24 protein-coding genes are annotated in these 26607 nt (G+C 63.3%); 5 read left to right on the top strand and 19 right to left on the bottom strand.

Features of this window, described 5'->3' with window-relative positions; genetic code table 11:
• Positions 1-212: 212 nt before the first annotated feature.
• Positions 213-590: a response regulator gene (locus V1277_RS30560; protein WP_082637436.1), complete on the top strand. Its 378-nt coding sequence runs from the start codon at positions 213-215 to the stop codon at positions 588-590.
• A gap of 128 nt (positions 591-718) precedes the next feature.
• Here the strand turns inward: V1277_RS30560 and surE are convergent, their stop codons facing one another.
• From surE to V1277_RS30500, 12 genes are all read right to left on the bottom strand, one after another.
• Positions 719-1486 (bottom strand): 5'/3'-nucleotidase SurE, encoded by a 768-nt coding sequence (gene surE / locus V1277_RS30555; RefSeq protein WP_334419441.1) that lies wholly within the window; start codon positions 1484-1486, stop codon positions 719-721.
• A 96-nt stretch (positions 1487-1582) separates the two neighbouring features.
• On the bottom strand, positions 1583-1999 hold the full coding sequence (locus V1277_RS30550) for a hypothetical protein (protein WP_334419440.1): 417 nt from the start codon (positions 1997-1999) through the stop codon (positions 1583-1585).
• A 12-nt stretch (positions 2000-2011) separates the two neighbouring features.
• Entirely contained in the window at positions 2012-3343 is a 1332-nt protein-coding gene (serS, locus tag V1277_RS30545) for a serine--tRNA ligase (RefSeq protein ID WP_334419439.1), read from the bottom strand.
• A 177-nt stretch (positions 3344-3520) separates the two neighbouring features.
• Positions 3521-4342, bottom strand: a complete 822-nt coding sequence (gene tatC, locus V1277_RS30540; RefSeq protein ID WP_334375218.1) for a twin-arginine translocase subunit TatC — start codon at positions 4340-4342, stop codon at positions 3521-3523.
• Positions 4339-4854 (bottom strand): Sec-independent protein translocase protein TatB, encoded by a 516-nt coding sequence (gene tatB / locus V1277_RS30535; protein WP_334419438.1) that lies wholly within the window; start codon positions 4852-4854, stop codon positions 4339-4341. The genes tatC and tatB overlap by 4 nt, the downstream gene beginning before the upstream one ends.
• A gap of 121 nt (positions 4855-4975) precedes the next feature.
• The gene (locus V1277_RS30530; protein ID WP_028345916.1) at positions 4976-5215 is read right to left on the bottom strand and encodes a twin-arginine translocase TatA/TatE family subunit; all 240 of its coding nucleotides are present in this window, start codon (positions 5213-5215) and stop codon (positions 4976-4978) included.
• A gap of 168 nt (positions 5216-5383) precedes the next feature.
• Entirely contained in the window at positions 5384-6115 is a 732-nt protein-coding gene (scpB, locus tag V1277_RS30525; protein WP_334375217.1) for an SMC-Scp complex subunit ScpB, read from the bottom strand.
• Positions 6116-6133: 18 nt separating this feature from the next.
• Positions 6134-6961 (bottom strand): segregation and condensation protein A, encoded by an 828-nt coding sequence (locus V1277_RS30520; RefSeq protein ID WP_334375216.1) that lies wholly within the window; start codon positions 6959-6961, stop codon positions 6134-6136.
• Positions 6958-7980 (bottom strand): beta-N-acetylhexosaminidase, encoded by a 1023-nt coding sequence (gene nagZ, locus V1277_RS30515; protein WP_334419436.1) that lies wholly within the window; start codon positions 7978-7980, stop codon positions 6958-6960. The genes V1277_RS30520 and nagZ overlap by 4 nt, the downstream gene beginning before the upstream one ends.
• A 47-nt stretch (positions 7981-8027) precedes the next feature.
• Positions 8028-9512, bottom strand: a complete 1485-nt coding sequence (locus V1277_RS30510; RefSeq protein WP_334419435.1) for an SPOR domain-containing protein — start codon at positions 9510-9512, stop codon at positions 8028-8030.
• Between the two features lie 119 nt (positions 9513-9631).
• The gene (gene argS / locus V1277_RS30505) at positions 9632-11425 is read right to left on the bottom strand and encodes an arginine--tRNA ligase (protein ID WP_334419434.1); all 1794 of its coding nucleotides are present in this window, start codon (positions 11423-11425) and stop codon (positions 9632-9634) included.
• 9 nt (positions 11426-11434) lie between these two features.
• Entirely contained in the window at positions 11435-12643 is a 1209-nt protein-coding gene (locus tag V1277_RS30500) for a deoxyguanosinetriphosphate triphosphohydrolase (protein WP_334419433.1), read from the bottom strand.
• A gap of 104 nt (positions 12644-12747) precedes the next feature.
• Here V1277_RS30500 and erpA point away from each other — a divergent pair, with 104 nt between their 5' ends.
• Complete coding sequence (gene erpA, locus V1277_RS30495; protein WP_057843108.1) at positions 12748-13077, top strand: iron-sulfur cluster insertion protein ErpA; 330 nt, start codon at positions 12748-12750, stop codon at positions 13075-13077.
• Between the two features lie 140 nt (positions 13078-13217).
• On the opposite strand, the gene V1277_RS30490 is transcribed toward erpA, so the two are convergent.
• Complete coding sequence (locus V1277_RS30490; RefSeq protein WP_334419432.1) at positions 13218-14123, bottom strand: LysR family transcriptional regulator; 906 nt, start codon at positions 14121-14123, stop codon at positions 13218-13220.
• Between the two features lie 104 nt (positions 14124-14227).
• On the opposite strand from V1277_RS30490, the gene V1277_RS30485 reads away from it, so the two are divergent.
• Positions 14228-15301, top strand: a complete 1074-nt coding sequence (locus tag V1277_RS30485; RefSeq protein ID WP_334419431.1) for a tartrate dehydrogenase — start codon at positions 14228-14230, stop codon at positions 15299-15301.
• Positions 15302-15387: 86 nt separating this feature from the next.
• A complete protein-coding gene (locus tag V1277_RS30480; RefSeq protein ID WP_334419430.1) occupies positions 15388-16356 on the top strand; it encodes a tripartite tricarboxylate transporter substrate binding protein BugD in 969 nt (322 codons plus the stop codon).
• Positions 16357-16487: 131 nt separating this feature from the next.
• Here the strand turns inward: V1277_RS30480 and V1277_RS30475 are convergent, their stop codons facing one another.
• The 4 genes from V1277_RS30475 to V1277_RS30460 all read right to left on the bottom strand — a co-directional run bounded on the left by V1277_RS30475 (position 16488) and on the right by V1277_RS30460 (position 22352).
• On the bottom strand, positions 16488-16964 hold the full coding sequence (locus V1277_RS30475) for a hypothetical protein (RefSeq protein WP_334419429.1): 477 nt from the start codon (positions 16962-16964) through the stop codon (positions 16488-16490).
• Between the two features lie 274 nt (positions 16965-17238).
• On the bottom strand, positions 17239-18093 hold the full coding sequence (locus V1277_RS30470) for an amidohydrolase family protein (RefSeq protein WP_334419428.1): 855 nt from the start codon (positions 18091-18093) through the stop codon (positions 17239-17241).
• Complete coding sequence (locus tag V1277_RS30465; protein WP_334419427.1) at positions 18090-21218, bottom strand: efflux RND transporter permease subunit; 3129 nt, start codon at positions 21216-21218, stop codon at positions 18090-18092. Before V1277_RS30465 ends, V1277_RS30470 begins: the two co-directional genes overlap by 4 nt.
• Positions 21219-21221: 3 nt before the next feature.
• Positions 21222-22352 (bottom strand): efflux RND transporter periplasmic adaptor subunit, encoded by a 1131-nt coding sequence (locus V1277_RS30460; RefSeq protein WP_334375204.1) that lies wholly within the window; start codon positions 22350-22352, stop codon positions 21222-21224.
• A 186-nt stretch (positions 22353-22538) separates the two neighbouring features.
• Between V1277_RS30460 and xth the strand changes: the two genes are divergently transcribed.
• Positions 22539-23330 carry an exodeoxyribonuclease III gene (xth, locus tag V1277_RS30455; protein ID WP_334419426.1) on the top strand — a complete coding sequence of 264 codons (792 nt, stop codon included), beginning with the start codon at positions 22539-22541 and terminating at the stop codon, positions 23328-23330.
• A gap of 125 nt (positions 23331-23455) precedes the next feature.
• Here the strand turns inward: xth and V1277_RS30450 are convergent, their stop codons facing one another.
• Together V1277_RS30450 and ilvD are read right to left on the bottom strand one after the other, a co-directional pair.
• Positions 23456-24304 carry a tetratricopeptide repeat protein gene (locus tag V1277_RS30450; RefSeq protein WP_334419425.1) on the bottom strand — a complete coding sequence of 283 codons (849 nt, stop codon included), beginning with the start codon at positions 24302-24304 and terminating at the stop codon, positions 23456-23458.
• Positions 24291-26015, bottom strand: coding sequence for a dihydroxy-acid dehydratase (ilvD, locus tag V1277_RS30445; protein ID WP_334419424.1), 1725 nt, complete (start codon positions 26013-26015; stop codon positions 24291-24293). Before ilvD ends, V1277_RS30450 begins: the two co-directional genes overlap by 14 nt.
• Between the last annotated feature and the right edge of the window lie 592 nt (positions 26016-26607).

The following is a 26607-nucleotide window of genomic DNA, read 5'->3' as shown; positions in this document are numbered from 1 at the left end:
TCGCCGAGATGTAATATAGCGTCCGCGCACTTAAGGAATGATTTTCCTTAAGATTGTGGTTCCTCGTCCGGAACTGGGGCCGCGTCCCGACGTTAGGGCCCGGGAAAATCCTTCGCGAAGAGTCTTTACACAGCGCCTACCCGCCCATACCGACATTGCACGCGGGTCCGTTTTTTGCGAACCTCGACACTCGGAAGGGCAAGGAATCCATCATGGTAGCGACACGGCCGGCGGGCTGTTCAGTTTTCCTCGTTGAAGACGAGGTCATGATCCGCATGATGGTCGCTGACATGCTGGAAGAGCTGGGCCACAGCGTAGCCGCCGAGGCCGGCGAAATCGGTGAAGCGGTCAAGCTGGTGCAATCCACCGAATTCGATCTCGCCATTCTCGACGTCAACGTCAACGGCAAGGTGATCACGCCGGTGGCCGAACTGATCACAGCGCGCAACCGTCCGTTCATCTTTGCGACCGGCTACGGCTCCTCCGGCCTGCCGCAGGAATATCGCGACCGCCCCGCGCTGCAGAAGCCATTCCAACTGGAAACGCTGGCCCAGGTGATCGCCTCTACGTTGAAGAGCGCGCCGGTTTAGGGCGTCCATCCGCACATCCAACCGTAAAGCGGATGATCCAGTATCCCAGAGACCTGTGGAAGAATCGAGAAGCCGCGGCGTACTGGATACCCGCATTCGCGGGTATGACGAGTTTTGCCGCTGGACGACTACTTCAACGTCGCCGTCAGATCTTCCGAGAACGCTTCATCGGTACGATCCAGCCGCAGCGGTGTGACCGAGACGTAGCGCGCTGCCAACGCTGCGAGGTCGGTGCCATCGGCCGGGGTATCCATCGTCGCGGCGCGTTCGAAACCGATCCAGTAATACGGATTGCCGCGGCCATCGTGGCGCTTGTCGATTTTCAGGAAGCCGAGGTTGCGTTTGCCCTGCCGCGTCACCCGGACGCCCTTGACCTGATCGGGCGTGCAGGCGGGAAAGTTGACGTTGATGACGGTATTTTTCGGCACGCCGGCATCGATCACCTTGCGCAGGATGCCGGGGCCGAATTTCAGCGCGGTATCCCACAATGGCGCGTGACGGGTCTCGATGGAAAATTCCTGGCTCAGCGCAAACGACGGGATTCCCAGAATCGTGCCCTCGAGCGCGCCCGCGATCGTGCCGGAATAGACGACGTCCTCGGCGACGTTGCGGCCCTTGTTGACGCCGGACAGCACGAGATCGGGCATCTTCTCGCCGAGGATGTGGCGCGAGCCCATGATCACGCAATCCGTCGGCGTGCCCCGCACCGCGAAATGGCGCGGGCCGATTTCGCGTAAGCGCAGGGGATCGTTCAGCGACAGTGAATGCGAGACGCCGGACTGATCGAGCTCCGGCGCCACGATCCAGACATCGTCGGACAGCGCACGGGCGATCTCCTCGACGATCTTGAGACCCGGCGCATGGATGCCGTCGTCGTTGGTGCAGAGAATTCGCATCCGTCAAAATGCCTTCAGGTTCAGGTCGAGGCGGGTTGTTGCCCTTGGGCGTCGTCTTATCCGGCTATCACGGCTGAGGCAAACCGGCCTATTTCCTCATGTTTTCTTCATCCAGACACGCCAGGGGCGGGCAAATCTGGCGCCGCCATCGATTTTCATCTGCAGGTCTGGCGATGCCTGTTGCGCCAACTCGACGGGCAGAGAGGGCGAGCTCGCGTCCGCCGGCTTGGGCGAAGGTGCCGCGACGGGCTCGATCGCGGGAAGCGCCGCAGCTACCGGCGCCGTTCCCGCCTCCGGTTGCTTGTGCCGCGTCCGCGCAACCGCCAGCCCCTTGTCGAAATCGGCGACGTTGAGCCACTCCTTGGCATGCATGCGTTCGATCAGATCGTCGTCCCACAAGCGGGCCACTTCGATATCGAAGGCGCCCAACAGCCGCTGGTCGATCAATTGCATCCCGTGGCCGGTGACAGCCCATTGCCTCCCGATCCAAAGGATGTCGCGATGCAATGCCATTTTTGCCTTGCGCTATTTGTCCCGCTCGATGGTTTTGAGCCCGCCCATATAGGGCTGCAGCACCGCAGGCACCGCGATGGAGCCGTCTTCCTGCTGATAGGTTTCAATGACTGCAATCAGCGCGCGACCGACCGCCGTGCCGGATCCGTTCAGTGTGTGCACGAAACGCGGCTTGCCGTCGGGCCCGCGGGAGCGCGCATCCATGCGCCGCGCCTGAAAATCGCCGCACACCGAGCAACTCGAGATTTCCCTGAAGGCGCCGCCATCGCCCTGCCCCGGCATCCAGACTTCGATGTCGTAGGTCTTCTGCGCGGAGAAGCCCATGTCACCGGAGCACAGCGTCATCACGCGGTAATGCAGGTCGAGCCGGCGCAGCACTTCCTCGGCGCAGGACAGCATGCGCTCGTGCTCGTCACGGCTGGTCTCGGGCGTCGCGATCGAAACCAGTTCGACTTTTGTAAATTGATGCTGCCGGATCATGCCGCGGGTGTCTCGGCCGGCAGCGCCTGCTTCGGCGCGGAAGCACGGCGTCAGCGCGGTCAGCCGCATCGGCAGTTCTTTTTCGTCGACGATGGATTCGCGAACGAGATTGGTCAGCGAAACCTCCGCGGTCGGAATGAGACCCAGACGTTCGGTCTTCAATCGCTCGTCGGGAGCCGCAAGCAATTCGCCCTTGATCGCCCAGAACTGGTCGTCCTCAAATTTCGGCAATTGGCCAGTGCCGAACATCACGTCGTTGCGCACCAAGAGCGGCGGATTGACTTCGGTGTAGCCGTGTTCGTTGGTGTGCAGATCGAGCATGAACTGCCCGATCGCGCGCTCCAGCCGCGCCAAGCCTTTCTTCAGCACCACGAAGCGCGCGCCGGAGAGTTTCGCCGCGGCCTCGAAATCCATGTAACCGAGCGCGCCGCCGAGATCGTCATGCGGCTTCGGCACGAACGCGTAGTTGCGGATCTTGCCATAGACATGGCGCTGCATATTGCCATGCTCGTCTGCGCCTTCGGGCACGTCGTCAAGCGGCAGGTTCGGAATCGCAGCGAGTTCTTTCGCCAGTTCCTCGTCCGCCGTCTTCGCAGCAAGCTCGAGCTCCGGCATCGTGGTCTTGAGCTCGGCGACTTCAGCCATCAGCTTGTTGGCGCGCGCGTCATCCTTGGCCTTCTTCGCCTCACCGATTTCCTTCGAAGCCGCATTGCGCCGCGCCTGCGCCTGCTCGGACGCCAGGATCGCTGCCCGGCGCTTCTCGTCGATCGCCAGCAGCGAGGCCGACAACGGCGCCAGCCCCCGGCGCTTCAGTCCGGCGTCAAAGGCTTGCGGGTTGTCGCGGATCGATTTGATGTCGTGCATGGGTGGTCGGTCCTGAATCGTGCCGAAAACGGCGCGATCCCAGTACCACACTGGTCATCGTCAGCGAAAGCGGGTGATCCAGTATTCCCGAGCAGCGGCCATGAAATGAGAGGCCTCGGCGTACTGGATTCCCCGCTTTCGCGGGGAATGACCGCTCTCGGAGACGAGAATGGCGCCCTACTCGGCCGGATTAGCCTCTGGCGGCGGGCTGGCGGGTGGCGTGCCGGACGCGGCCCGTGCGGCGGCGGCCTTCTTTTCCACCATGCGGACCGCGACGATCGCGCCCTCGTAGAGCGCCATCAGCGGGATCGCGAGCGAGGCCTGGCTGATGACGTCGGGCGGCGTCAGCACAGCTGCAATCACGAAGGCGATCACGATGAAATAGCGCCGCTTCTCGCGCAGCATCTGGGAAGTGACGATGCCGATCCGGCCCAGCAGCGTCAGGATCACCGGCAACTGGAACGCGACGCCAAAGGCGAAGATCAGCGACATCATCAGCGACAGATATTCGCCGACCTTGGGCAGCAACTGAATCTGCGCACTCTCGTCGCCGCCCATCTGCTGCATGCCGAGCGAGAACCGCACCAGCATCGGCAGCACCACGAAATAGACCAGGAGCGAGCCGAGCACGAAGAAGAACGGAGTTGCGATCAGGTACGGCAGGAACGCGCCGCGCTCGTGCTTGTAGAGGCCGGGCGCCACGAATTTATAAATCTGCGTCGCCACGATCGGGAACGAGATGAAGGCGGCGCCGAACAGCGCGAGCTTCAATTGCGTGAGGAAATATTCCAAGAGCGCGGTGTAGATGAATTTCGAATTCTCGGCGCCCGCCACCCAGACGAACGGCCAGACCAGCACGTTGTAGATCTGCTTGGCGAAGAAGAAGCAGAAGATGAACGCAATGCCAAAGCCGAGCAGCGCCTTGATCAGCCGCGAGCGCAGCTCGATCAAATGGTCCATCAACGGCGCCTTGCTGGCCTCGATGTCTTCGATGGTCATGACGCTTTGGCGTCCTTGAGAATGTCGGGCGCCGCCGGCGCGATATCCTGCGGCGCGGCCTGAACTTCACGCGTGATCGGCAGCGGCTCGGAGGCCGCCACATGCGCCTCGGCCTCGACGAAGGTTTCCGGTGTGGGCAGGGCTGGGGTAGTCGGCGTGACAGGCTCGCCGGTCGCGGAGGCAACTTGCGCATCCACCGGCTTGTCGGCAGGCTTGTCGATATCCCCAATCTGCAGAGCGTCGTTGACGTCTTTTTGCAGCGAGGTCATGACGTTGGCCGGCGAAAGGCCCGTAGCCACGTCCTTGACCTCGTCAAAGCTCTTCTTGAGGTCCGCCATTTCGGCCTCGCGCATGGCTTCCTGGAACTGGCCCTGGAATTCGGCGGCCATCTTGCGCGCCTTGCCCATCCATTGCCCGACCATGCGCAGCACACCGGGAAGCTCTTTCGGGCCGATGGCGATCAGCGCGACGACCGCGATGACGACCAATTCACTCCACCCGATGTCGAACATGAATTCTTCCGCTCACGCGAGACGTCCGCGCCCCAATCCCTTTAGCAAAGATTTGGAGCCACCCGCGTCTTTTCTCAACCGGCGTCTTTCCCGGGTGCCTGGTTCAAGATGTCTGGTTAGTTCAGACAGCCTTGCTGCCGACATCCGTCCGCGCTGTCGGCGCCGGCGTCGCATTGTGATCGATGGTCTTCACCGGTTCGGCTGGCTTTTCGGGCGCCTTCTCATCGTCCTGCATGCCCTTCTTGAAGGCCTTGATGCCATTTGCGACATCGCCCATCAGGTCAGAAATCTTGCCGCGGCCGAACAACAGCAGGACCACTGCGATCACGACGATCCAGTGCCAAATGCTAAGCGAACCCATCCTGCAACCCTCCAAAAGAGACGGCCGGCTTCCGGCCAAGCTTTCGCGGAAGGTAGGCCCGCGGGGTGTCAAAAACAAGGACCCCTGCCGCGGCAAATCGCTGTCGCGGCTACGTATTATGGCTATTATTAACCCCGCCTGAGTGGATAATCGGCAGAGCCCTCGGAACTAGCTTTCGCTGCCGCCTTCAGGCTCGGCGGCCGGAGCCAGCAGCAGTTCCAGGTTGTCGCCAGCGTCCAGCGGATCCTCGTCCTCGCGTAGCGCCACGTCATCCGACGGCGTCGGAACGCTGAAGCCGGAAGGCAGCCGCGAATCCAGGAGCCCCGTGCCCTTCAGCTCTTCCAGGCCGGGCAGGTCGCTCAGCGCCTCCAGGCTGAACTGCGAAAGGAACGCTTCCGTTGTGCCGAACGTCAGCGGCCGTCCCGGCGTTTTGCGGCGGCCGCGGGGCCGAATCCAGCCGGTTTCGAGCAGCACATCCAGCGTTCCCTTTGACGTGATCACGCCGCGGATCTCCTCGATCTCGGCGCGCGTCACGGGCTGGTGATAGGCAATGATCGCGAGCACCTCGATCGCTGCCCGCGACAGCCGCCGCGTCTCTGTGCTTTCGCGCGTCATCAGCCACGACAGATCGCCCGCGGTGCGGAATGTCCATTTGTTGGCGACGCGCACCAGATTGACGCCGCGCGGCGCATACTCCGCCTGCAACTGCGCCAGCGCCGCCTTGACGTCGACGCCGTCGGGCATGCGCTTGGCAAGTGTCGCCTGGTCGATCGGCTCCGCGGAGGCAAACAGCAACGCTTCGAGCAGTCGCAATTCCTCGGGCCGCGCGGCCTGATCGGTATGTTGGTCGATGGGATGATCCTCGGCATCTTCCATGCGTTTTTCCGCCAGGCTTGCCATGGCTAGGTCTCCTTCCACTTACTCGACCGTCATATCCGGCGCAGGCATTGCGGCCTGCGGCGGACGCTTACGAAAATAGAGCGGCGCGAACGCCTCTTTCTGGTTCAATTCCATCTCGCCTTCGCGCACCAGTTCGAGTGCCGCGGCAAAGCTCGAGGCGAACACCGTCGCCCGCTGCGAGGGATCAACCACGTAGTTGAGCAGGTAATCGTCGAGACAGTTCCACTCCTCGGACTCGGCCATGCCGACCAGCCGCTCCAGTGAGGCGCGCGCTTCGGCCAGCGACCACACCGTGCGCTTGGCCAAATGCACCGTCGCCAGCACGCGCTGCTGGCGCTGCGTGGCATAGGCGGTGAGCAGGTCGAACAGCGTCGCCGTGAATTTGGGATGCTTGATTTCGGCGATCGTTTCCGGATTGCCGCGCGGAAAAATATCGCGCTGGAACTGCGGCCGGTTCATCAACCGGTTGGCGGCCTCGCGGATGGCTTCGAGCCGGCGCAGCCGGTTGGCCAGCGCTGTTGCCATTTCCTCGGCGCTCGGCCCGTCGGGCGTGGCCGGTTCGGGCAGCAACAGCCGCGACTTCAGGAACGCCAACCAGGCGGCCATCACGAGGTAATCGGCGGCGAGTTCGAGGCGGATCTTTCGCGCCGCCTCGATGAAGGTCAGATACTGGTCCGCCAGCGCCAGGATCGAAATCTTGGCGAGATCGACCTTCTGCTGTCGCGCCAGCGTAAGCAGCAGGTCGAGCGGGCCCTCATAGCCCTCGACGTCGACGACCAGCGCCGGCTCGCCCTCGGTGATTTCGGCGGGCCGTCCGGTTTCAAACGATAGAATCTCAGCCGTCATGCCGTTCCTACCCGATCCATCAACGCTTCAAGTTCAGCTCGCGCCGCCTGCCGGTCGAACGGCTCAGGCTGCTTTCGCGAGGCCAGCGCCCGTGTGGCGCGGCTCAAGGCCTCACCCTTCAGTTCCGGCGTCTCGCGCGCCACATCCCGCATCTCGTCGAGCTTGCCGTTGCAATGCAGGACCATGTCGCAGCCGGCGTTGACGATGGCGCGGGTCCGATCCGAGATCGATCCCGCCAACGCATTCATCGACACGTCATCACTCATCAACAAACCCTGGAACCCAATTACGCCGCGAATCACCTGCCGGATGATTGTCGCAGAAGTCGTCGCCGGTTGGACGGGGTCTAACGCGCTAAACACAACATGCGCGGTCATGGCCATCGGCAGGTCCGCCAGCGGTTGAAAGGCGGCGAAATCGGTCCGTTCCAGCTCTTCCCGCGCTGTATCAACGGTTGGGAGCCGGAAATGGCTATCCGCATTTGCCCGGCCATGGCCGGGAATATGCTTCAGTACGGGCAGCACGCCGCCCTGCTCCAGCCCCCCGGTGACGGCCCGGGCAATCGCTGCGACCTTGCCCGGCTCGGTTCCATAGGCGCGGTTGCCGATCACGGCGTCGGCGCCGGCCACCGGCACGTCCGCCAGCGGCAGGCAGTCGACGGTGATGCCGAGGTCTATCAGGTCGACCGCGATCAGGCGCGAGCTCAAGCGCGCGGCCTGCAGGCCCAGCACCGGCTCGATGTCGTAGAGCGCACCGAAGGTGGCGCCGGGCGGATAGACCGGCCAATGCGGCGGCCCGAGCCTGGCCACCCGCCCGCCTTCCTGATCGATCAGGACCGGCGCATCCGCCTCGCCTACAAGATTCCGAAATTCATCAACAAGCGCAGATACTTGATCCGGCGTCTCGACGTTGCGTTTGAACAGAATGAGACCCCATGGCCGCTCGCCACGGATGAATTCGCGCTCCGCGGCGCTCAACTCCAGTCCCGATACGCCCGTGATGAATGCGCGGCTTGTCATGGGGGCCGATTAGGCCCCTCATGGCCCCGCGGTCAAGGAAACCGCCGTTAATTCCTTTGGACGAAGCACTGTCCGCCGGCAGATTTCAGGCTGCTGCAGACCTGTGCTGCCTCTTCGGACGAACCGAACGGGCCGGCGAACGCGCGGTAATAGACGCCCTTTTCGCCGAGATCGACGCGTTTTACCAGCGACGAGTGCGGTCCCAGCACGCTCGGGAACTTGCTCTGCAGCGCCCGGTAGGAGGCCTGCGCGTCGGCCTCGTTCTTCTGCGAGGAGACCTGGACCAGGTAGCCACCGCCGGCCGGGGCAGCCGGCTGGGTCGGATTGGTTGCCGCCATCCTGGTGGGCGGCGCCGCCGGATCAGCCCCACCCTGCGGCGCGATCGACATCGGCGTGTTGGCGCTGGCGTTCGCCGACGCGGGGTTACGCGCCGGCGGCTGGCCAGGAGCCGGCGGCGAGGCCGCAGCGCTGCGGGTCGTCGGTGTTGGCCTCGGTGGCGGCGCGCTGGCACCAGCCGGAATGCCGCCATTGTCGGCGGGGTCGCCCTTGACGGCGAGCGTCCTGATCCTGCGCGGCTCGTTGTTCGGCATCGTGCCGTTCACGCCCGTCTGGGGCGGCGGGCCGGACGGCGAAACGCTCGCGACCGGCGGCGGATTGCTATTCGGATTCAGCGGCGGAAACACCACGCGCGGTGCGCCGGACCTTGCATTGACGTCGACCGGCGTCTCTTCGCGCGACACCAGCTTCTCGCCGCCATCGCCCGGCAGCATGCGGTCAGGGGCCTTGGCGGCGCCCACGTCGGACGGTGCCGGCATTACCTTGGTCGGGCTGTTGTCGGCCCTGATGATCGGCGGCTCGCCCGAGCGGGGCGAACCGATGTAAGTACGATAGGCAAAGGCAGCGCCCGTCCCGACCACAGCCAACGCCAGCACCGCAGCGATCGTCATCAGGCCGCTCGACCGCTTCTTCGGAGCGGGCTCCTCCTCCTCGTATTCGCCCTGGTACGCATAGGGATCGTCCGGATAGGCCGGATCGCGCTGGTAATCGTGCTCGCCATTTTCGAGCCGTCCATACAGCGCTTCGTCGTAGCGCGACGGGTCCTGCTGCGGCTCGTCGGCATCTTGCTGCGGAGCCTCGTAATAGTCCTGCGAGTCCTGCGCGGGCGCCTGATGCTGGGCCGCGTAACGGTGCAAGGGATGCACCGGCGCCGGCTGGTAGTCCGGCTCGTCGTCGTGAGCATGATCCTGCGGCAAAGGCGATGGAAGTGGTGGCGGCGGGGTTTCCTGGCGCGTTTCCTGGCGCGCGCGCTGCATCCATGCCGGCGGGGCCGGAGGCGCATCGAGATCTTCCGGCGGATCATACTGCTGTGGGCGCACATTCGCCCGCGACTGCAGCGGACGCGGTGCCGGTTTGGCGGCAGCCCCGTACGGGTCGTTCTGTCCGATCAGCCTTGCGAGTTCGGCAAGCGGATCGCTCTCGCCGCGATCTTGGTCGGCGGAGGGAAAATGTCGGTCCTGATATCGATCAGCCATCGTGATGATGCATCCCCTACGGGACAGCGCCAACCCGCCATGTCAAACAAACCATGACGAGCGTGGCCCCTGCCAGATACCCTCACGAACCCCCATTCGTGAAGGGCCTTCGCCCCTGCCTACCGCATCTCGGTCGGAGCGTGGACGCCGAGAACGGCTAAGCCCGATGCCAGAACCGAGACGACGCCCTGGACCATAGCCAGTCGCGCCCTCGTGATTTCTGCATCATTAGTTATAATGAAGCGTAAATAGGGCAAATCCCGCCCCTTCGTCCACAACGCGTGAAATTCACTGGCTAAATCATACAGATAAAAAGCGATTCGGTGTGGTTCGTGTGCGACCGCCGCCGCCTCGACCATCCGGGGATAGAGCGCCAGCCGCTTCAAAAGGTCCAATTCGGCCGGATCCGTCAGCCGCTCCACCGGGGAATCCCCCAAATAGGCCGTCCGGGCCGCGTCATCCTCGGGGAGGTCCGGAACTACCTCGCGGGCATTCTTGAAAATTGAGTGGCCGCGGGCATGCCCGTACTGGACGTAGAAGACCGGATTGTCCTTCGATTGCTCGAGCACTTTGGCGAGGTCGAAATCGAGCACGGCGTCGTTCTTGCGGAACAGCATCATGAACCGCACCGCATCGGAACCGACCTCGTCGACCACTTCGCGCAGCGTGACGAAATCGCCGGAGCGTTTCGACATCCGCACCGGCTCGCCGGCGCGCAGCAGGCGAACGAGTTGCACCACCTTGACGTCGAGCGCGGCCTTGCCGTCGCTGACGCCCTTCACCGCCGCCTGCATGCGCTTGATGTAGCCGCCATGGTCGGCGCCGAACACGTCGATCATGTCGAGGAAGCCGCGATCGACCTTGTTCTTGTGATAGGCGATGTCGGAAGCGAAGTACGTGTAAGAGCCATCCGACTTGATCAGCGGACGATCGACGTCGTCGCCATAGGCGGTGGCGCGGAACAGCGTCTGGATCCGGTCCTCGTAATCCTCGACCGGCTTGCCCTTCGGCGGCGGCAGGCGGCCCTCGTAGATGTCGCCCTTGGCGCGCAGGAAATCGATGGTCTCGGTGACCTTGTTGTTGCCGGTCTCGACCAGCGATCGCTCCGAGAAGAACACCTCGTGCTTGATATTGAGCGCGGCGAGATCGCCCTTGATCATGTCCATCATCATGGCGATGGCCTTGGCGCGCACGATCGGCAGCCAGGCGGCCTCAGCCATCGCCTTCAATTTGTCGCCATGCTCGGCAGCAAGCGCCTGCCCGACCGGCACGAGATAGTCGCCGGGATAAAGCCCTTCCGGTATATCGCCGATGACCTCGCCGAGCGCTTCGAGATAGCGCAGGTAGGCCGAGCGCGCGAGCACGTCGACCTGCGCGCCGGCGTCGTTGATGTAGTATTCACGCGTGACGTCGTAGCCTGCAAAATCGAGCAGGCCGCACAGCGCGTCGCCGAACACCGCGCCGCGGCAATGGCCGACATGCATCGGCCCGGTCGGGTTGGCGGAGACATATTCGACATTGACCTTGGCGCCCGCGCCGACTGCGCTTTTGCCGTAGGATGCGCCCTCGCGCAGCACGGTGCGCAATTCGTCGGCCCAGACTTGCGGCTTCAAGGTGAGATTGATGAAGCCGGGCCCGGCGACCTCGACGGCGGCAACCAGATCGTCGGCGCGCAATTTTTCCGCGATCTTGTCGGCGAGTTCGCGCGGCTTTGCCTTGGCGTCCTTGGCCAGCACCATCGCGGCGTTGGTCGCCATGTCGCCATGGCTCGCATCGCGCGGCGGTTCGACCACGACGCGGGAGAAATCGGTGCCGGCGGGCCATTGACCCTCGGCTGCGAGCGCGGCGCAGATCGCCTGCACGCGCGCCAGCGCGTCGGCGAACAGATGTTGTGTGGCTGGCTGATCGGACATGGCCGCCGCCTAACGCAAATCCGGGGTCGAGTCAAAAAGCCGTTGGTGCTCCATCAGGGCGTAGCGGTCGGTCATCCCGGCGATGAAATTGCCAATTCGGCGCGCCCGTTCGCCGTCCGTTACGCGCTCGGTACCCTCCACCCATTCGGCCGGCAGGTCCCCCGGCGAATTCTGGTAGCGTGCGAACAGGTCGAACAGGATGCCTTCCGCCTCGCCCATCACCCGCATCACCCGGTGGTGGCGATACATGTGCTGCTTCAGGAACGCCTTGATGGCGGCCTCCTCCTCGGCGACGTCAGGCGGAAAGGCGATCAGCGGCTGGTGATGGTGGCGGACGTCATGAGCCGATTGCGGTTTCGCTTCTGCCAAGCGCCTGCCCGCCTCCGACATGACCGCCACGATCATGTAGGAAATCAATTCGCGTACCAGTTCCGCGCCGCGCCTGGCGTCGTCAAGATTGGGATAGTGCCGGTCGATTTCGGCGATGATCGCTTCGGTGAGCGGCATCACCTTGAGGTCGTCGACGGCAAACAGGCCGGCGCGCAGGCCGTCGTCGATGTCGTGGGCATCATAGGCTATGTCGTCGGCAAACGCTGCGGCCTGCGCCTCCAGCGAGGCGTAGCTCCACAGCTCCAGATCGAATTTTTGATTGAAATCGGAGATGCCGACGGGAATGCCGCTGTCGCGGTAAGGCCCGGCGGGGGCCCCGTCCCGCTCGGTCAGCGGGCCGTTGTGCTTGACGATGCCCTCCAGCGACTCCCAGGTCAGATTCAGCCCGTCGAACTCGGGATAGCGATGCTCCAACGAAGTCACGACCCGCAGCGCCTGCGCGTTGTGGTCGAAGCCGCCGTGATCCCTGAGGCATTTGTCGAGTGCCCGCTCGCCGGCATGGCCGAACGGCGGATGGCCGAGGTCATGGGCCAGCGCCAGCGTTTCGGTGAGATCCTCGTCGAGGCCGAGCTGGCGGGCCAGCGCGCGGGCGATCTGCGCCACCTCCAGCGAATGGGTCAACCGGGTGCGGTAGTGGTCCCCCTCGTGGAACACGAAAACTTGTGTCTTGTGCTTCAGCCGCCGGAACGCGGTGGAATGGATTACCCGGTCACAATCGCGCCGGAACGGGCTGCGGGTACGGCTCGGCGGCTCCGAAAACAGCCGCCCGCGGCTCCGGTCAGGGTCGCAGCCATAAAGCGCGCGGGGGGCAGCCATTCCGACCGACACGGTTTTTTAGTCCTTATCCATTTGATTCCGCGAGATTGCGCACTTAACTATGTCTGACGCACCATACCAAATGAATTGGGTATGACGCGGCCGGAGACCATGCCATGACTACTGCCATCACCGTCAGCGAGCGGGCCGCCCGCCGCATCGGCGAAATCCTCAAGAGCGAAGGCGATGGCGCCATGCTGCGCATTTCCGTCGAGGGCGGCGGTTGCTCCGGCTTCCAGTACAAGTTCGACGTCGACCGCGCCAAGGCCGAGGACGACCTGGTGATCGCGCGCGAGGGCGCGGTGGTGCTGGTCGATCCGGCCTCGGTGCCGTTCCTCGCCGGCTCCGAAGTCGATTTCGTCGACGACCTGATCGGTGCCTCCTTCCGCGTGGTCAACCCGAACGCCACGGCATCGTGCGGCTGCGGGACCAGCTTTTCGGTTTGAGACGAAGCGACTGCGTCTCATCACGTTGACCGTCATACCCCGCGAAGGCGGGATATCTAGTACGCCGCGGCTTATCGGTTCAATCACTCCGGCCTCTGGAATACTGGATCGTCCGCCTTCGCGGACGATGACGGGAGCGGCTACGCCTCGCGCGCGTAGCGCGGCAAATCGCCTTTCAGCATTTCCAGAACGTCGTCCCTGACCTGATCACGCGTGCCGCGGGTCCAGGCGGCGGCAAGCGGCAGCTTGTTCATGTCGGAGGCGGCAAGGCGGATGAAGCGGACGCCGCGCGTCGCCATGCGCGATGTCCAGCGCGGGACGATGGCGAGGCCGAGACCAGTGGAGACCAGGTTGACAATGGTCTGCTTCTCGTCGGCGATCTGGGCGACGCGCGCCTCTAACCCCGCCTCGGCGAACAGTTTCATGGTGAGGTCGTGGCTGTGCGGACGCGAGCGGCGTTCGGGCACGATCAACGGTTCGTTTTCGAGATCGGCGATGGTCACGCGCTTGCGCGACGCCAGTGGATGCCGGTCGGCGACCGCAACGACGGCGGTCTCGTGCAGCAGGAAGGCAAACTCCAGCCGCTTGTCGGGCCGCTCCGGCGGGCGCACCAAGGCAAGATCGAGCCGGCCGGACAACAGGCGCGGCAGCAGGCGGACCGTCTTGTCCTCGACCAGTTGCACGCTGACGTCGGGCCGGCGCTGCCGGAAGTCATGAAGCAGTTTTGGCAACAGCCCCGCAGCGGCGCTGTCGATGGCGCCGACGCGAATGATCGCCGCGCGCTTGCGGCCGCGCGTACGAAACTTGCCGGCGAGCGCATCGGCCTGCGCCAACAAGGCACGCGCGTCCTTGAGCAGCACCGCGCCATCGTCGGTCAGCGCGACGCTTCGCGTCGTGCGCGTCATCAGCCGCGTGCCGAGATCCTCTTCAAGCAGCCGGATGAAGCGGCCGAGCGCAGACGGCAGCATATCAAGGCGTTGCGCCGCCCTGCCAAAATGCAGTTCTTCGGCGGCAGCCACGAAGCAACGCAAGTGATGCAGATCCATCGGCCCTCCGCCTCGAATTATATCAATTTTTTGTATAAACGCGAGGCAATTGCCTGACCTTTGCCCAAGCCGCAAGCTGCAGTCCACGAACTACGGAGATTTCGATGCGTGAATATTCAATCGCCGCCATTCCGGCCGACGGGATCGGTCCGGAAGTCATCGCCGCTGGCGTCACTGCGCTCGAAAACCTCGCGAGGCGGCTCGGCGACGTGAAATTCAACGTCGAAACATTCGATTGGGGCTCGGCCTATTACCGCAAGCACGGCGTGATGATGCCGGCCGATGGGCTCTCGACGCTGAAGAAATTCGACGCGATCTATTTCGGCGCGGTCGGCGCGCCCGACGTGCCCGACCACATCACGCTGTGGGGCCTGCGCCTGCCGATCTGCCAGGGCTTTGACCAATACGCCAATGTCCGGCCGACCCGGATCCTGCCCGGCATCACCTCGCCGCTTCGCCACGCCGAGGTGGGTGACCTCGACTGGGTGATCGTGCGCGAAAACTCCGAAGGCGAATATGCCGGCTGCGGCGGACGGGTGCATCGCGGCCTGCCGGAGGAAGTCGGCACTGAAGTGGCTGTGTTCACCCGGGTCGGGGTCCAGCGCATCATGCGCTACGCATTCAAGCTGGCGCAGTCGCGGTCTCGCAAGCTGCTCACGGTGGTGACAAAATCGAATGCGCAGCGGCATGGCATGGTGATGTGGGACGAGATCGCCGAGCAGGTCTCGAAGGAGTTTCCTGACGTCACCTGGGACAAGATGCTGGTCGATGCGATGACGGTGCGGATGACGCTGAAGCCGCAGAGCCTCGACACCATCGTCGCCACCAACCTTCACGCCGATATCCTGTCCGATCTCGCCGGCGCGCTCGCCGGCAGCCTCGGTGTGGCGCCGACGGCGAACATCGATCCGGAGCGGCGCTTTCCCTCGATGTTCGAACCGATCCATGGCTCGGCGTTCGACATTACCGGCAAGGGCATTGCCAACCCGGTCGCGAGTTTCTGGACGGCATCGCAGATGCTCGATCATCTCGGCGAGGCCGAAGCCTCGGCACGGCTGATGCGCGCCGTGGAGAAGGTCACGGGCGCCGGCATCACGACGCCCGATGTCGGCGGCACAGCGACGACCAAGGATGTCACCGCGGCTGTTGTGGAGGCGATCCATAGCTCCAACGTGTGACGGTCCGCCACTGGCGTGACGGTCCGGTCGCGAGGAAAAAAGCGCGAGATAAATCAGAACAAGAGTTCAGGGAGGCGCAAATGCAAATGAAGAAGACAGCCGTCATCGCGCTGGCGTTCGCCATCGTCAGCTCTGCGGCCTTCGCGCAGAACTATCCGAGCCGACCCATCACATTGCTGGTGCCTTTCGCCGCTGGCGGCGCCACCGACACCGTCGCGCGGGTGACGGCGCAGTCGATGTCAAAACTGCTTGGCCAGACCATCGTCATCGAAAACGCCACGGGAGCCGGCGGCACCATCGCGGCCACGCGCGCCTCACGCGCGGATCCGGACGGCTACACCCTCCTGATCCACCATATCGGCATCTCCACCGCCGCCACGCTGTATCGTAAGCTGCCTTACGACACCAAGACGGCGTTCGCGCCGATCGGCCTCGTCACCAATGCGCCGATGACGATCATCGGGCGCCCCGATCTGCCGCCGAACACGCTCACCGAACTCGTTACCCACATCAAGGCCAACGGCGACAAGATGACCTTTGGCAATGCGGGCTTAGGCGCCGCGTCGCACCTCTGCGGCATGCTGTTCATGACCGCGGCCGGCAAGGAAATCCTGACCGTGCCCTACAAGGGCAATGCGCCCGTCATGAACGATCTGATCGCCAAGCAGATCGACCTCTCCTGCGACCAGACCACCAACACCACGAGCCCGATAGCGTCGAAGCTGGTCAAGGCCTACGCCATCACGACGAAGACACGGCTGGCGTCCATGCCCGATCTGCCGGCTGCCGACGAAGCGGGCCTGAAAGGTTTTGAAGTCGGCGCCTGGCACGGCATCTATGCGCCGAAGGGCACGCCCGACGAGATCGTGCAAAAACTATCCAAGACGCTGCAAGAGGCATTGCGCGATCCCGATTTGGTGAAGCGGTTCAACGACATCAATACGGAACCTGTCCCGCAGAGCGAAGCGACGCCTGAGGCATTGAAGGCGAAACTGATCAGCGAGGTCGATCGCTGGGCGCCGATTATCCGCGCCGCCAATCAATACGCGGATTGAGAAAGCGCCCGAAAAAGCTTCAGCGCTCGCCGCCGAACAGCGTGGCGTTGCGCAGCGTGAACTGCGGCGCATGAGCAAAGCCGCGCCTCACGGCACGATAGTGGCGGAGGCGCGTCTGCGTGTATGGCCTCTTACGTACCGGGCGTTTTGACGACCAGTTTTATGTTCAAGAGGTTGACGCCCTTGAACGGATTCGGCGCGCTTTCAATGGTGCCCGTGCCCGTAGCGTTTGCATAGGCACCCGTGCCCGAGAGGATCGTATATTCGCCGCTTGACCGGCCGTCTTTGACCGCGCCGGTGTAACGCGCCGTGATCGAGCCCTCCTCGAACGTGTAGGTGCTGTAGCCGTAGAAGGTTCCCGTGCCCTTGAGCAAGTCTGCGGAATTGACGAACTCTTTCACGCCCATGCGGCCGTCCTTGAAGACCGCGACGCCGAACAGTTTGCCGGACGCGACCGTCTGGCCTTCGATGTTTGCCGCCTCTGTTATTTTGTAGTCGATCGGCTTGGTGACGAGCTTGAATTCGAGTACCTGCTCTCCGGCTTGAGCGGTCGACGCCGCAATGGCCAGAGCCACGCCAGAAAGGAAAACGGCGAGTGAGTTGCGCATGTGCTCCTCCTGCGTTTGCTGGATTTAAAATGTGGAATGCCGTGCCTCGCCAGCGGCTGACATTCTGGGATTGTCCAGCATGCAGGCTCGGACACAACTATGGGTCTTAGCGAGGGAAGAAAGGTTCAGCACTTTTCGACGATGAAGTCCGCCTTCACAGTAGGAACCGCCGCGCCCGTCGACCGTCAGGCCACCTCGGAATTCCGCTTCGACGACATCGCCGGATGCGAACCTTTTTGGCTGCAGCCTGCGAGTTTGCGGATTTAGACGTCCCTCACCGCTCGCCGCTGAACAACGCCCGCGCGTTCCCGTGCGCAATCTGCGCTGCGATCTTCGGCGGCAACTGGCCGAGCCAGGCACGGTACTCCGCGATGATCTCGCCGTAGCTTTCCCAGCGCTGATTGATCCAGGTGTCGGAGCCGAGCAGGAATCGATCAGGGTAGCGCTCGAACAGGGCGTGCCATTCGTCCGTCAGTTTTCCGCCGCCGCCAACGATACCGCTGCGATAGGACAGTTCGCCCCACAATTTTGGATATTTCGACAGCATCTCCGCGACGCGGTCGGTCGAAAGCCCAAAACCGGTATGGGCCCAGATGATGCGGGCGCGCGGATTGTGGCGCATCAGGATTTCGACGGCCACGTCATCAGCATGGGCGTGCAGATAGAGGTCGTGCTCGACCGCGAAATCGACGGTCTTCTTCACCCAATCGGTATCGGCCGCCTTGCCCGAGATGTGGAATTCGCCGATGCCGCGGTAGTAGCCGCGTTTGAACTCGTCCTGCACGAGGTCGAAGATGAAGGGATCGCCGAACCAGGTCTGAATGTCGGCGCGCACCCGATAGGGCCGGATGAACGGCACGATCCAAAGGCCCTGCGGCTTGGCATCCATCAGCGCATGCGTGCCGGTGTTCGGACGGCTGGTCGCGAGGATGCCTGTCACGCGGTGCTTTTTGAACAGCGCCAGCACCTCGTCGACGCCAAAATGAGGCTTTGGCTCCCAATTGTAGTGCAGATGGGCGTCGAAGATTTCGATCGGCTCGTCGGCGTTGGCGCGATCGATCGTGCCCGCCATCCATGCGAGCGCGATCAGCAAGGCGATGAGTCGCGATGCCCGCACTAACGTCGTCATTCGGCGGCGACCACGTGCGGCCGCTCGCCCTCGCCCGCTTCCTGCAGTTGCGGTTCGAGCTTGCGCCGCAGGCGACGGTCGATGCGGTCGAGATAGATGTAGACGACCGGCGTGATGTAGAGCGTCAGCAGTTGCGACAGGCAGAGACCGCCGACCACGGCGATGCCGAGCGGCTGCCGCAACTCGGCGCCTGCACCCGCACCGAGCGCGATCGGCAGCGTGCCGAAGATCGCGGCGAACGTCGTCATCATAATCGGACGGAACCGCAACAGCGCCGCTTCCCGGATCGCGTGCTCGGCGCTTAAGCCCACGCGGCGACGCTCCAGCGCGAAGTCGACCATCATGATGGCGTTCTTCTTGACGATGCCAACCAGCATCACGATGCCGATCATCGCAATCACGGACATTTCCATCCCGAACATCATCAGGGTCAGGATCGCGCCGATACCGGCCGACGGTAGGCCGGAGATGATGGTGATCGGATGGATGAAGCTCTCGTAGAGAATGCCGAGGATGACGAAGGCGGCGAACACGGCGGCGAGGATCAGGACGCCCTGCCCGCGCAGCGAATCCTGGAACACCTGCGCGGTGCCGGAGAATCCGGTGGCGATCGTCGCCGGAAGATTCGAAGCCTGCTCCAGCTTGGTGATCTCGTCGACCGCGTAGCCTAGCGAATAGCCCGGCGCGAGGTTGAAGGAGATCGTCACCGCCGGCTGCTGCGCCTGGTGGTTGATCTGCAGCGGACCGACGGTCGGAACCAGTTTTGCCACCGCCGACAGCGGGATGGTCTGGTTGTTCTGGGTCTTCATGTAGAGCTTGGAGAGATCGGACGGATCGACGCGGAACTGCGGCTGCACCTCCAGGATGATTTGGTAGTCGTTCGACGGCATGTAGATGGTGCCGATTTGGCGCGAGCCATAGGCGTTGTAGAGCTGATTGCGTACCTGGTCGACGGTGACGCCGTAGACGGCCGCCTTTTCGCGGTCGATATCGACCGTCATCTGCGGGTTCTTGATGTAGAGGTCGGTGGTGACGTCGAGCAGGCCGGGCAGCTTCTCGATCTTCTCGCGCATCTCCGGCGCCAGCCGGTACAGCGATTCGGTGTCGCCGCTCTGCATTACGTATTGATACTGGCTCTTCGAAATCCGGCCGCCGATGTTGAGGTTCTGGATCGGCTGGAAGAACGCCTGCATGCCCGGAACCTGCCGCGCATTGGCACGCAGCCGCCCAATGATCGTGTTGAGGTTGTCGCGCTCCTTTTTCGGCTTCAGGGCGATGAACAGGCGTCCATAATTCGCCGTCGGATTGGGGCCGCCCGAGCCGACGGTGGAGTTGATGTAATCGATCGCCGGATCAGATTTCAGCACGTCCACCAGCGCCTGCTGCCGCTCCTTCATCGCATCGAAGGAAGTATCGGTGGCGGCTTCGGTCACGCCGATCAGGAAGCCAGTGTCCTCCTGCGGGAAGAAGCCCTTCGGCACGATCATGTAGAGGTAGACGGTGCCGCCCAGCGTCGCCAGCGTCACCATCAGCATCAGGAATTTGCGGGCCAGCACCCAGTCGAGCGTCCATTCATAGGCGCGCAGCCAGGATTCGAACATCCTCTCGAAGATGCGGAGCACGATGTTCGGCCGCTTGGTCGCGTCATGCGCCCGCAGCACGCGCGCGCATAGCATCGGCGTCAGTGTCAGCGAGACGAATCCGGACACGATGATCGCGACCGATACCGTCACCGCAAATTCGCGGAATACGCGGCCGACGATGCCACCCATCAGGAGCACCGGAATGAACACCGCGATCAGCGAAAAGGTGATCGAAATGATGGTAAAGCCGATCTCGCGGGCGCCCTTCAGCGCCGCCTCGAACGGCCGCATGCCGTGCTCGATGTGGCGGACGATGTTTTCCAGCATGACGATGGCGTCGTCGACCACGAAACCGACCGAGAGCGTCAGCGCCAAGAGCGTCATGTTGTTGATGGAGTAGTCGAGCGCGTACATCACCGCGCAGGTGCCGAACAGCGATATCGGTACCGCCAGCGCCGGAATGAAGGTCGCGGACGCCGAGCGCAGGAACAGGAAGATCACCAGGATCACCAGCCCGATCGCGATCAAAAGCGTTTCCTCGACGTCGGCCACCGCCTGCCGGATCGAGACCGAGCGGTCCATCAGCACGTTGATCGAGACCGATGGCGGGATCTGCGCCCGCAGCACCGGCAGTTTGGCCAGGATGGAATCGACCACCGCCACCGTGTTGGCGTCCGGCTGCTTCTGGATGCCGAGCACAATGGAACGGTCGCCGTTCAGCCAGCTCGCGATCCGCTCGTTCTCGACGCTGTCGTAGATCCGCGCCACCTCGTCGAGCTTGACCGGGGAGCCGTTGCGCCAGGCCACCACGATCTGGCGATAGTCCATCGCCTTATCCATCTGGCCCGATGCCTGCAGGGCGACGTCCTGCTTCGGTCCGTTCAGCGTGCCGACCGGGGTCGAGGAATTGGCGGCCGAAACGGCATTGCGAATGTCCTCGAGCGACAGCCCGCGCGCCGCGGCGGCCTCCGGATCGGCCTGGACGCGGATGGCGAATTTCTGCGCGCCGTAGACGCTGACCTGGGCGACGCCGGGTATCTGCGACAGGGTTTGGCCGATCGTGATCTCGCCATACTCGTTGACCGCCGACAGCGGCAGCGTGGACGAACCGAGCACCACGAACAGCACCGGGAAATCGGCCGGATTCACTTTGCGGAAACTCGGCGGGATGATCATCTCACGCGGCAACCGGCGCTGCGCGATCGTCAGCGCGGTCTGCACGTCCAGCGCGGCGGCATCGATGTTGCGGTTGAGGTCGAACTGGATCGTGATGGTGCTGGTGCCCTGCGACGAGTTCGACGACATCGACGAGATGCCGGCGATCGTCGAGAGCTGGCGCTCGATGACGCCCGCAACCGAGGACGCCATGGTGTCCGCGCTCGCGCCCGGTAGGGTTGCGGTCACGGCGATGGTCGGGAAATCGACCCGCGGCAGTGCCGAGACCGGCAACAGGCGAAAGCCGAAGATCCCGAACGCGATGATCGACGCCGTGATCAGCGTCGTCATGACCGGCCGGCGGATGCAGAGTTCGGACAAGGTCATCGGCTATGCCCCGGCCTTTTTAGCCCGCGGCTCGACCCGCGTTCCGTCAGACAGCAGCAATTGCCCGTCGACCACCACGTTCTCGTCGCCGGCGAGCCCCTCCGAAATCACCGAGATGCCCTGCGAGGTGCGGTCGACCGTGACCGGCTGGACCTTGGCGACCCCGTCCTTGACCACGAAGACGAAATTGCCGCTCTGGCTGCGCTGCACGGCAACCGTCGGCACCACGATTGCGTCTTCGTTGCGGATGACGAGCTTGGTGGCGACCAGCGTGCCCGGCCACAACGTCTCATTCTCGTTGGCCATAATGCCGCGCACGGTGACCATGCCGGTGGTCGCGTCCACGGTGTTCTCGACCATCGCGATCTTGCCGGTCTCTGAACGCTTATGGCCCGGGATCATCGCGGTGACGGTGGAGATCCCTTTCGCCATCGACTCCCGCAAATCGACCAGCACGCGCTGCGGTACCGCAAATGTGACATAGACCGGCGCCATCTGGTTGATGACCGCAAGCGGGGTGGCATCGGCGGGGCGCACGAAATTGCCGGCCTTCACGTTGGCCGCGCTGATCCGGCCCGAGATAGGCGCGTGGATCATGGTATAGCTTTTCTGGACCTTCAGGTTGTCCAGAGCAGCCTGATTGGCCTTGATGGTACCGGTCAGGATATCGGACTGTGTCCTGGCGTTATCGACGTTGACCTGCGTGGTCGCGCCCTTGGCGACCAGATCGTTGAAGCGGCGAAGGTCACGCTGCGCGCCCTCGAGCTGCGCCTGGTCCCTGGCGAGCACGCCCTCGGCCTGTTCGATCTGGGCGTCGATCTGGCGGCTATCGAGCGTGAATAGCAAGTCGCCCTGGTTGACCTTGGCGCCATCTTCAAAATGCACCGCGATGATGGTGGTTTCCAGCCGCGATTTCAGCGCCACGCTGGAGATCGGCGTCACCGTCCCATTGGCGTCGACATCGACCGGGACGGATTTGCGCTCAGCTTTCGCCATTTCGACCGAAACCGTCCGCGGCCGCTGCGGGGCTTGAGCGTTGCTGCTGCCGCCCATCCATGAGGAGCGGGTAATGAAGCCGGCCGCGGTAGCAATGGCGATAGCGCCGGTAACAAGTATCAAGGTACGCTTTTTCATCATTTTCACGCTCGCCGGTCCCACAACGGACGGGACGGTTTACTCCTGCCCCTTGACGGCGATGTTTGCGCCTTATTCCTTAAACGGTTATCGCAGCCCGTTATTCCTTAAACGGTTATCACAGCCCGGCTGCACATGGTATGCCACTGCAGCGGAAATTGTGTAGTTACGATCCGGACAGAATTCATGCGTGTTGCAACCTGGAACGTCAATTCGATCCGGCAGCGGCTCGAGCATCTCATGACGTGGCTAAAAGACTGCTCGCCGGACGTCGTCTGTCTGCAGGAAACCAAGTGCGTTGACGACGCGTTCCCGCGGCTGGAGCTCGAGTCGCTCGGCTATAACGTCGTCACCCACGGCCAGAAGACCTTCAACGGTGTCGCCCTGCTGTCGAAGCTGCCGTTCGACGAGACCAAATCGGGCTTGGCCGGCGACGACGAGGACGCCCATGCCAGATTCCTCGAAGGCGTGGTAACGCTGAAGACCGGCGTGATGCGGATAGCCTGCCTCTATCTGCCCAACGGAAACCCGCCGGATACGGACAAATACCCCTATAAACTCAAATGGATGTCGCGGCTTCTTGATTACTCGAAAGAGCGGCTTAAGGCAGAAGAACCGCTGGTCCTCGCAGGCGACTTCAACGTCATTCCGGCTGCTGCCGACGTCTATAACCCCGCCGCCTGGGGCAACGACGCGCTGTTCCGGCCGCAAACCCGCGAGGCCTTCCAGTCCCTGCTCGGCCTCGGGCTGACCGATGCGCTGCGCGCGGTGACCGACGAACCGGGCCTCTACACCTTCTGGGACTACCAGGCGGGCGCCTGGCAGAAGAACTGGGGCCTTCGAATCGACCACCTCCTGCTGTCGCCGCAGGCCAGCGACCGCCTGATCGATGTCGGCGTCGACAGCTACGTCCGCGCCTGGGAGAAGCCGTCCGACCACGTGCCGGTCTGGGCGGATTTCGATCTGGAGAAGGCTTGAGCGACAGAATCGTAGGGGTGGGCAAAGGCGCTCTTGCGCCGTGCCCACCATCTCTCGGAAGTCGTTGAGGTGAATGGTGGGCACGCTGCGCTTTGCCCACCCTACAAATCTACGGCAGCGCGGCGTCAGTCCCGCTTGCCCTGCACCCAGTGCTCGAGCATCTGCAGGGCCGTGGCGCGGTCGTCGTCGGAGGCCTTGGCGAAGGCGCGGTTGTAGCTTTCGCGGATCCAGGTCTCGTCGGGCGCGGCGTTATCGCGCGCCAGCGTCAGCCACATCAATCCGCGGGCGGCCTGCCGCGGCAGCCGGTCGCCGTTGAACAGCATCTGGCCGAGCATCGCCTGCGCCTGATGCTGGCCCTTCTGGGCAGCCAGACCAAGCCAGCGCGCGCCATAGCGGAAATCATCCCGAGAGGCGTCCGGCGTCTTCAGGTAGAGCCGCGCCAGATCGTATTGCGCGTCGGCATTGCCGAAATAAGACGCAGCATAGGAGAACATCTCCCGCGCGCGCTCGGTGTCGGGCTTGATCTTGGAGTTCGGGATACCGTTGAGGTAGTAGCGCCCCAGCGCCACGAAGGCGTTGGCGACGATCGTCGCCTGCGGTGCCGACGGGCTGTCCTCCGCATGCGCGTTGGCGATGCGGCTGAAATATTCAAAGGCGCGCAGATCGTCCTGAACGACGCCATTGCCATCGGCATACATCCGCCCGAGCTTCCACTGCGCGACGGGATGGCCACCCTCGGCGGCGTATTGCAGCGAAGTCAGCGAGGGTGCGTTAACCGCCGTCGCCGCCGCGGTAGCCGCGGGCGCAGCCTTCTTCAGCGCCTGCGCCGTGACGGCCTGCGCGGCAGCGGGCTGGTTCATTATGGGGAGCGTGGCGTCCGGCTTCACCGGTGCGCCATCAAATGCGAATCCGGGAGCAGCCACTGGTGCGGCCCCCAACATCAACGCAAGAATGATACGCCTAGATGTCCGCATAACACTGTTTCTCGTGCGCACCGCCAGGATGGGTCACAGCCCCATCCACCGCCGGCCCAACCTGTTGGGCATATTTCCACAGCGCACCCGACGTATGGTTAGTCTGTCGAGGCAGCCATTTGGTTTTACGTTCGGCGAGTTCGGCGTCGGTCAATTTTACGTTAAGGGTTCCGGCCTCGGCGTCGATCTCGATAATGTCACCATTCTGCAACAGGGCGATCGGGCCGCCCACCGCCGCCTCCGGTCCGACATGGCCGATGCAGAAGCCACGGGTGGCGCCAGAGAACCGGCCGTCGGTGATCAGGGCGACCTTGCCGCCCATCCCCTGCCCGGTCAGCGCCGCGGTGGTCGAGAGCATCTCCCGCATGCCGGGACCGCCGCGCGGCCCCTCGTAGCGGATCACGATGACCTCGCCCTCCTTGTAGGTCTTTTTCTGAACCGACTCGAAGGCGTCTTCCTCGCGGTCGAAGCAACGGGCAGGACCAGTAAATTTCAACTTCGACATGCCCGCGACCTTCACGATCGCACCCTCCGGCGCGAGATTACCCTTCAACCCGACAACGCCTCCCGTGACGGTGATCGGGTTGTCGGCGGACCGCACCACATCCTGGTGCGGATTCCATTTCACGCTCTTGAGGTTTTCGGCGATCGTACGGCCCGTAACGGTAATGCAATCTCCGTGCAGGTGGCCATTGTCGAGCAGCGTCTTCATCAGAAGCGGAATGCCGCCAACCTCGAACATGTCTTTGGCAACATAACGGCCCCCTGGCTTCAAATCCGCGACATAAGGAGTCTTTTTGAAGATTTCGGCGACGTCGAATAAGTCAAATTTTATCCCGCATTCATGCGCGATCGCCGGCAGGTGCAGCGCGGCATTGGTCGACCCGCCGGAGGCCGCAACGACGGCGGCGGCGTTTTCCAGCGAGCGGCGGGTGACGATGTCGCGCGGGCGGATGTTGGCTGCGATCAGCTCCAGAATCTTCTCGCCGGCGGCGGCGCAAAACGCGTCGCGAATCTCGTAAGGCGCCGGCGCGCCGGCCGAATAGGGCAACGCCAAGCCAATCGCCTCTGACACGGTCGCCATGGTGTTGGCGGTGAATTGTGCGCCGCACGCCCCGGCCGAGGGGCAAGCTACCCGCTCGATTTCGTCGAGATCGGCATCCGACATTTGACCGACCGAATGCTTCCCGACGGCCTCGAACATGTCCTGCACCGTGACCTGCTGGCCGCGGAAATTGCCCGGCAGAATCGAGCCGCCATAGATGAAGATCGAGGGCACGTTGAGCCTGACCATCGCCATCATCATGCCCGGCAGCGACTTGTCGCAGCCGGCGAGCCCGACCAACGCGTCATAGGCATGGCCGCGGACGGTCAGTTCGACCGAGTCGGCGATGCACTCTCTGGATGGCAGCGACGAGCGCATGCCGTCGTGGCCCATGGCGATACCATCGGTCACGGTGATGGTGCAGAATTCGCGCGGGGTGCCGCCGGCAGCCGCAACGCCCTTCTTGACCGCCTGCGCCTGGCGCATCAGCGAGATATTGCAGGGTGCGGCTTCATTCCAGCAGGACGCGACGCCGACGAAAGGCTGGTGGATCTGCTGGGTGGTCAGCCCCATCGCGTAGAGGTAGGACCGATGAGGGGCACGCTCCGGCCCCTCCGTCACGTGACGGCTCGGCAACCTCTTCTTGATGTCGGTCTTGGCGTCCATCAGCGGAACCTGTTCTCCCAGCCATCTCCCCGTCGGTCTCGGGAGCAATTTCCCGTCGCCTTTGCCCGCTGTGGCCAATCAGCTATGAAAGAAATGGTTTCATGGAGGGGTGTGGCCAAAAAGCGGCGCAAGCAAGAGGCAGGCGGGTGGTTAACCAAATGTTCCCCTGCTGTTGCAGTCACGCAACAATCGTGGCCCGGCGGCAACCATTATTTGAGCTTATCAAATCGCGCACCCGTCGAGGAACCTCGTTCCAGGAGACCACGCTCTAAACCGATCACAACCTGAGGGCGACGGCGAAATGCCGCGCGACCAGCCTCGCCGCGAATCGGACAGCGCAACCCGAATGACATCCACGGGGCTCATCTTCGATTGCCGCCATTGCGCACATCGAAAATTACATTCCGTGCCATGCTTGGCGTTCGAAAGGGATCGCGTCATTTTTGTGCGGCCGGCACCCTTTTCGCCAGTTTTCGTCACGCAATGATGCGGCCCGCGACATGCGCATCGTCGGCGCTTGTCGTTCATATGCGAGAGAGAACAACGCGGTACGCAACTTGTCGCAGATGTTTTGATCGCCGGCTGGAATTGA

The organism is Bradyrhizobium sp. AZCC 1588 (genome assembly GCF_036924735.1).
In the GTDB taxonomy this organism is placed as follows: Bacteria; Pseudomonadota; Alphaproteobacteria; order Rhizobiales; family Xanthobacteraceae; genus Bradyrhizobium.
This window is presented reverse-complemented; position numbering and strand designations above follow the sequence as displayed.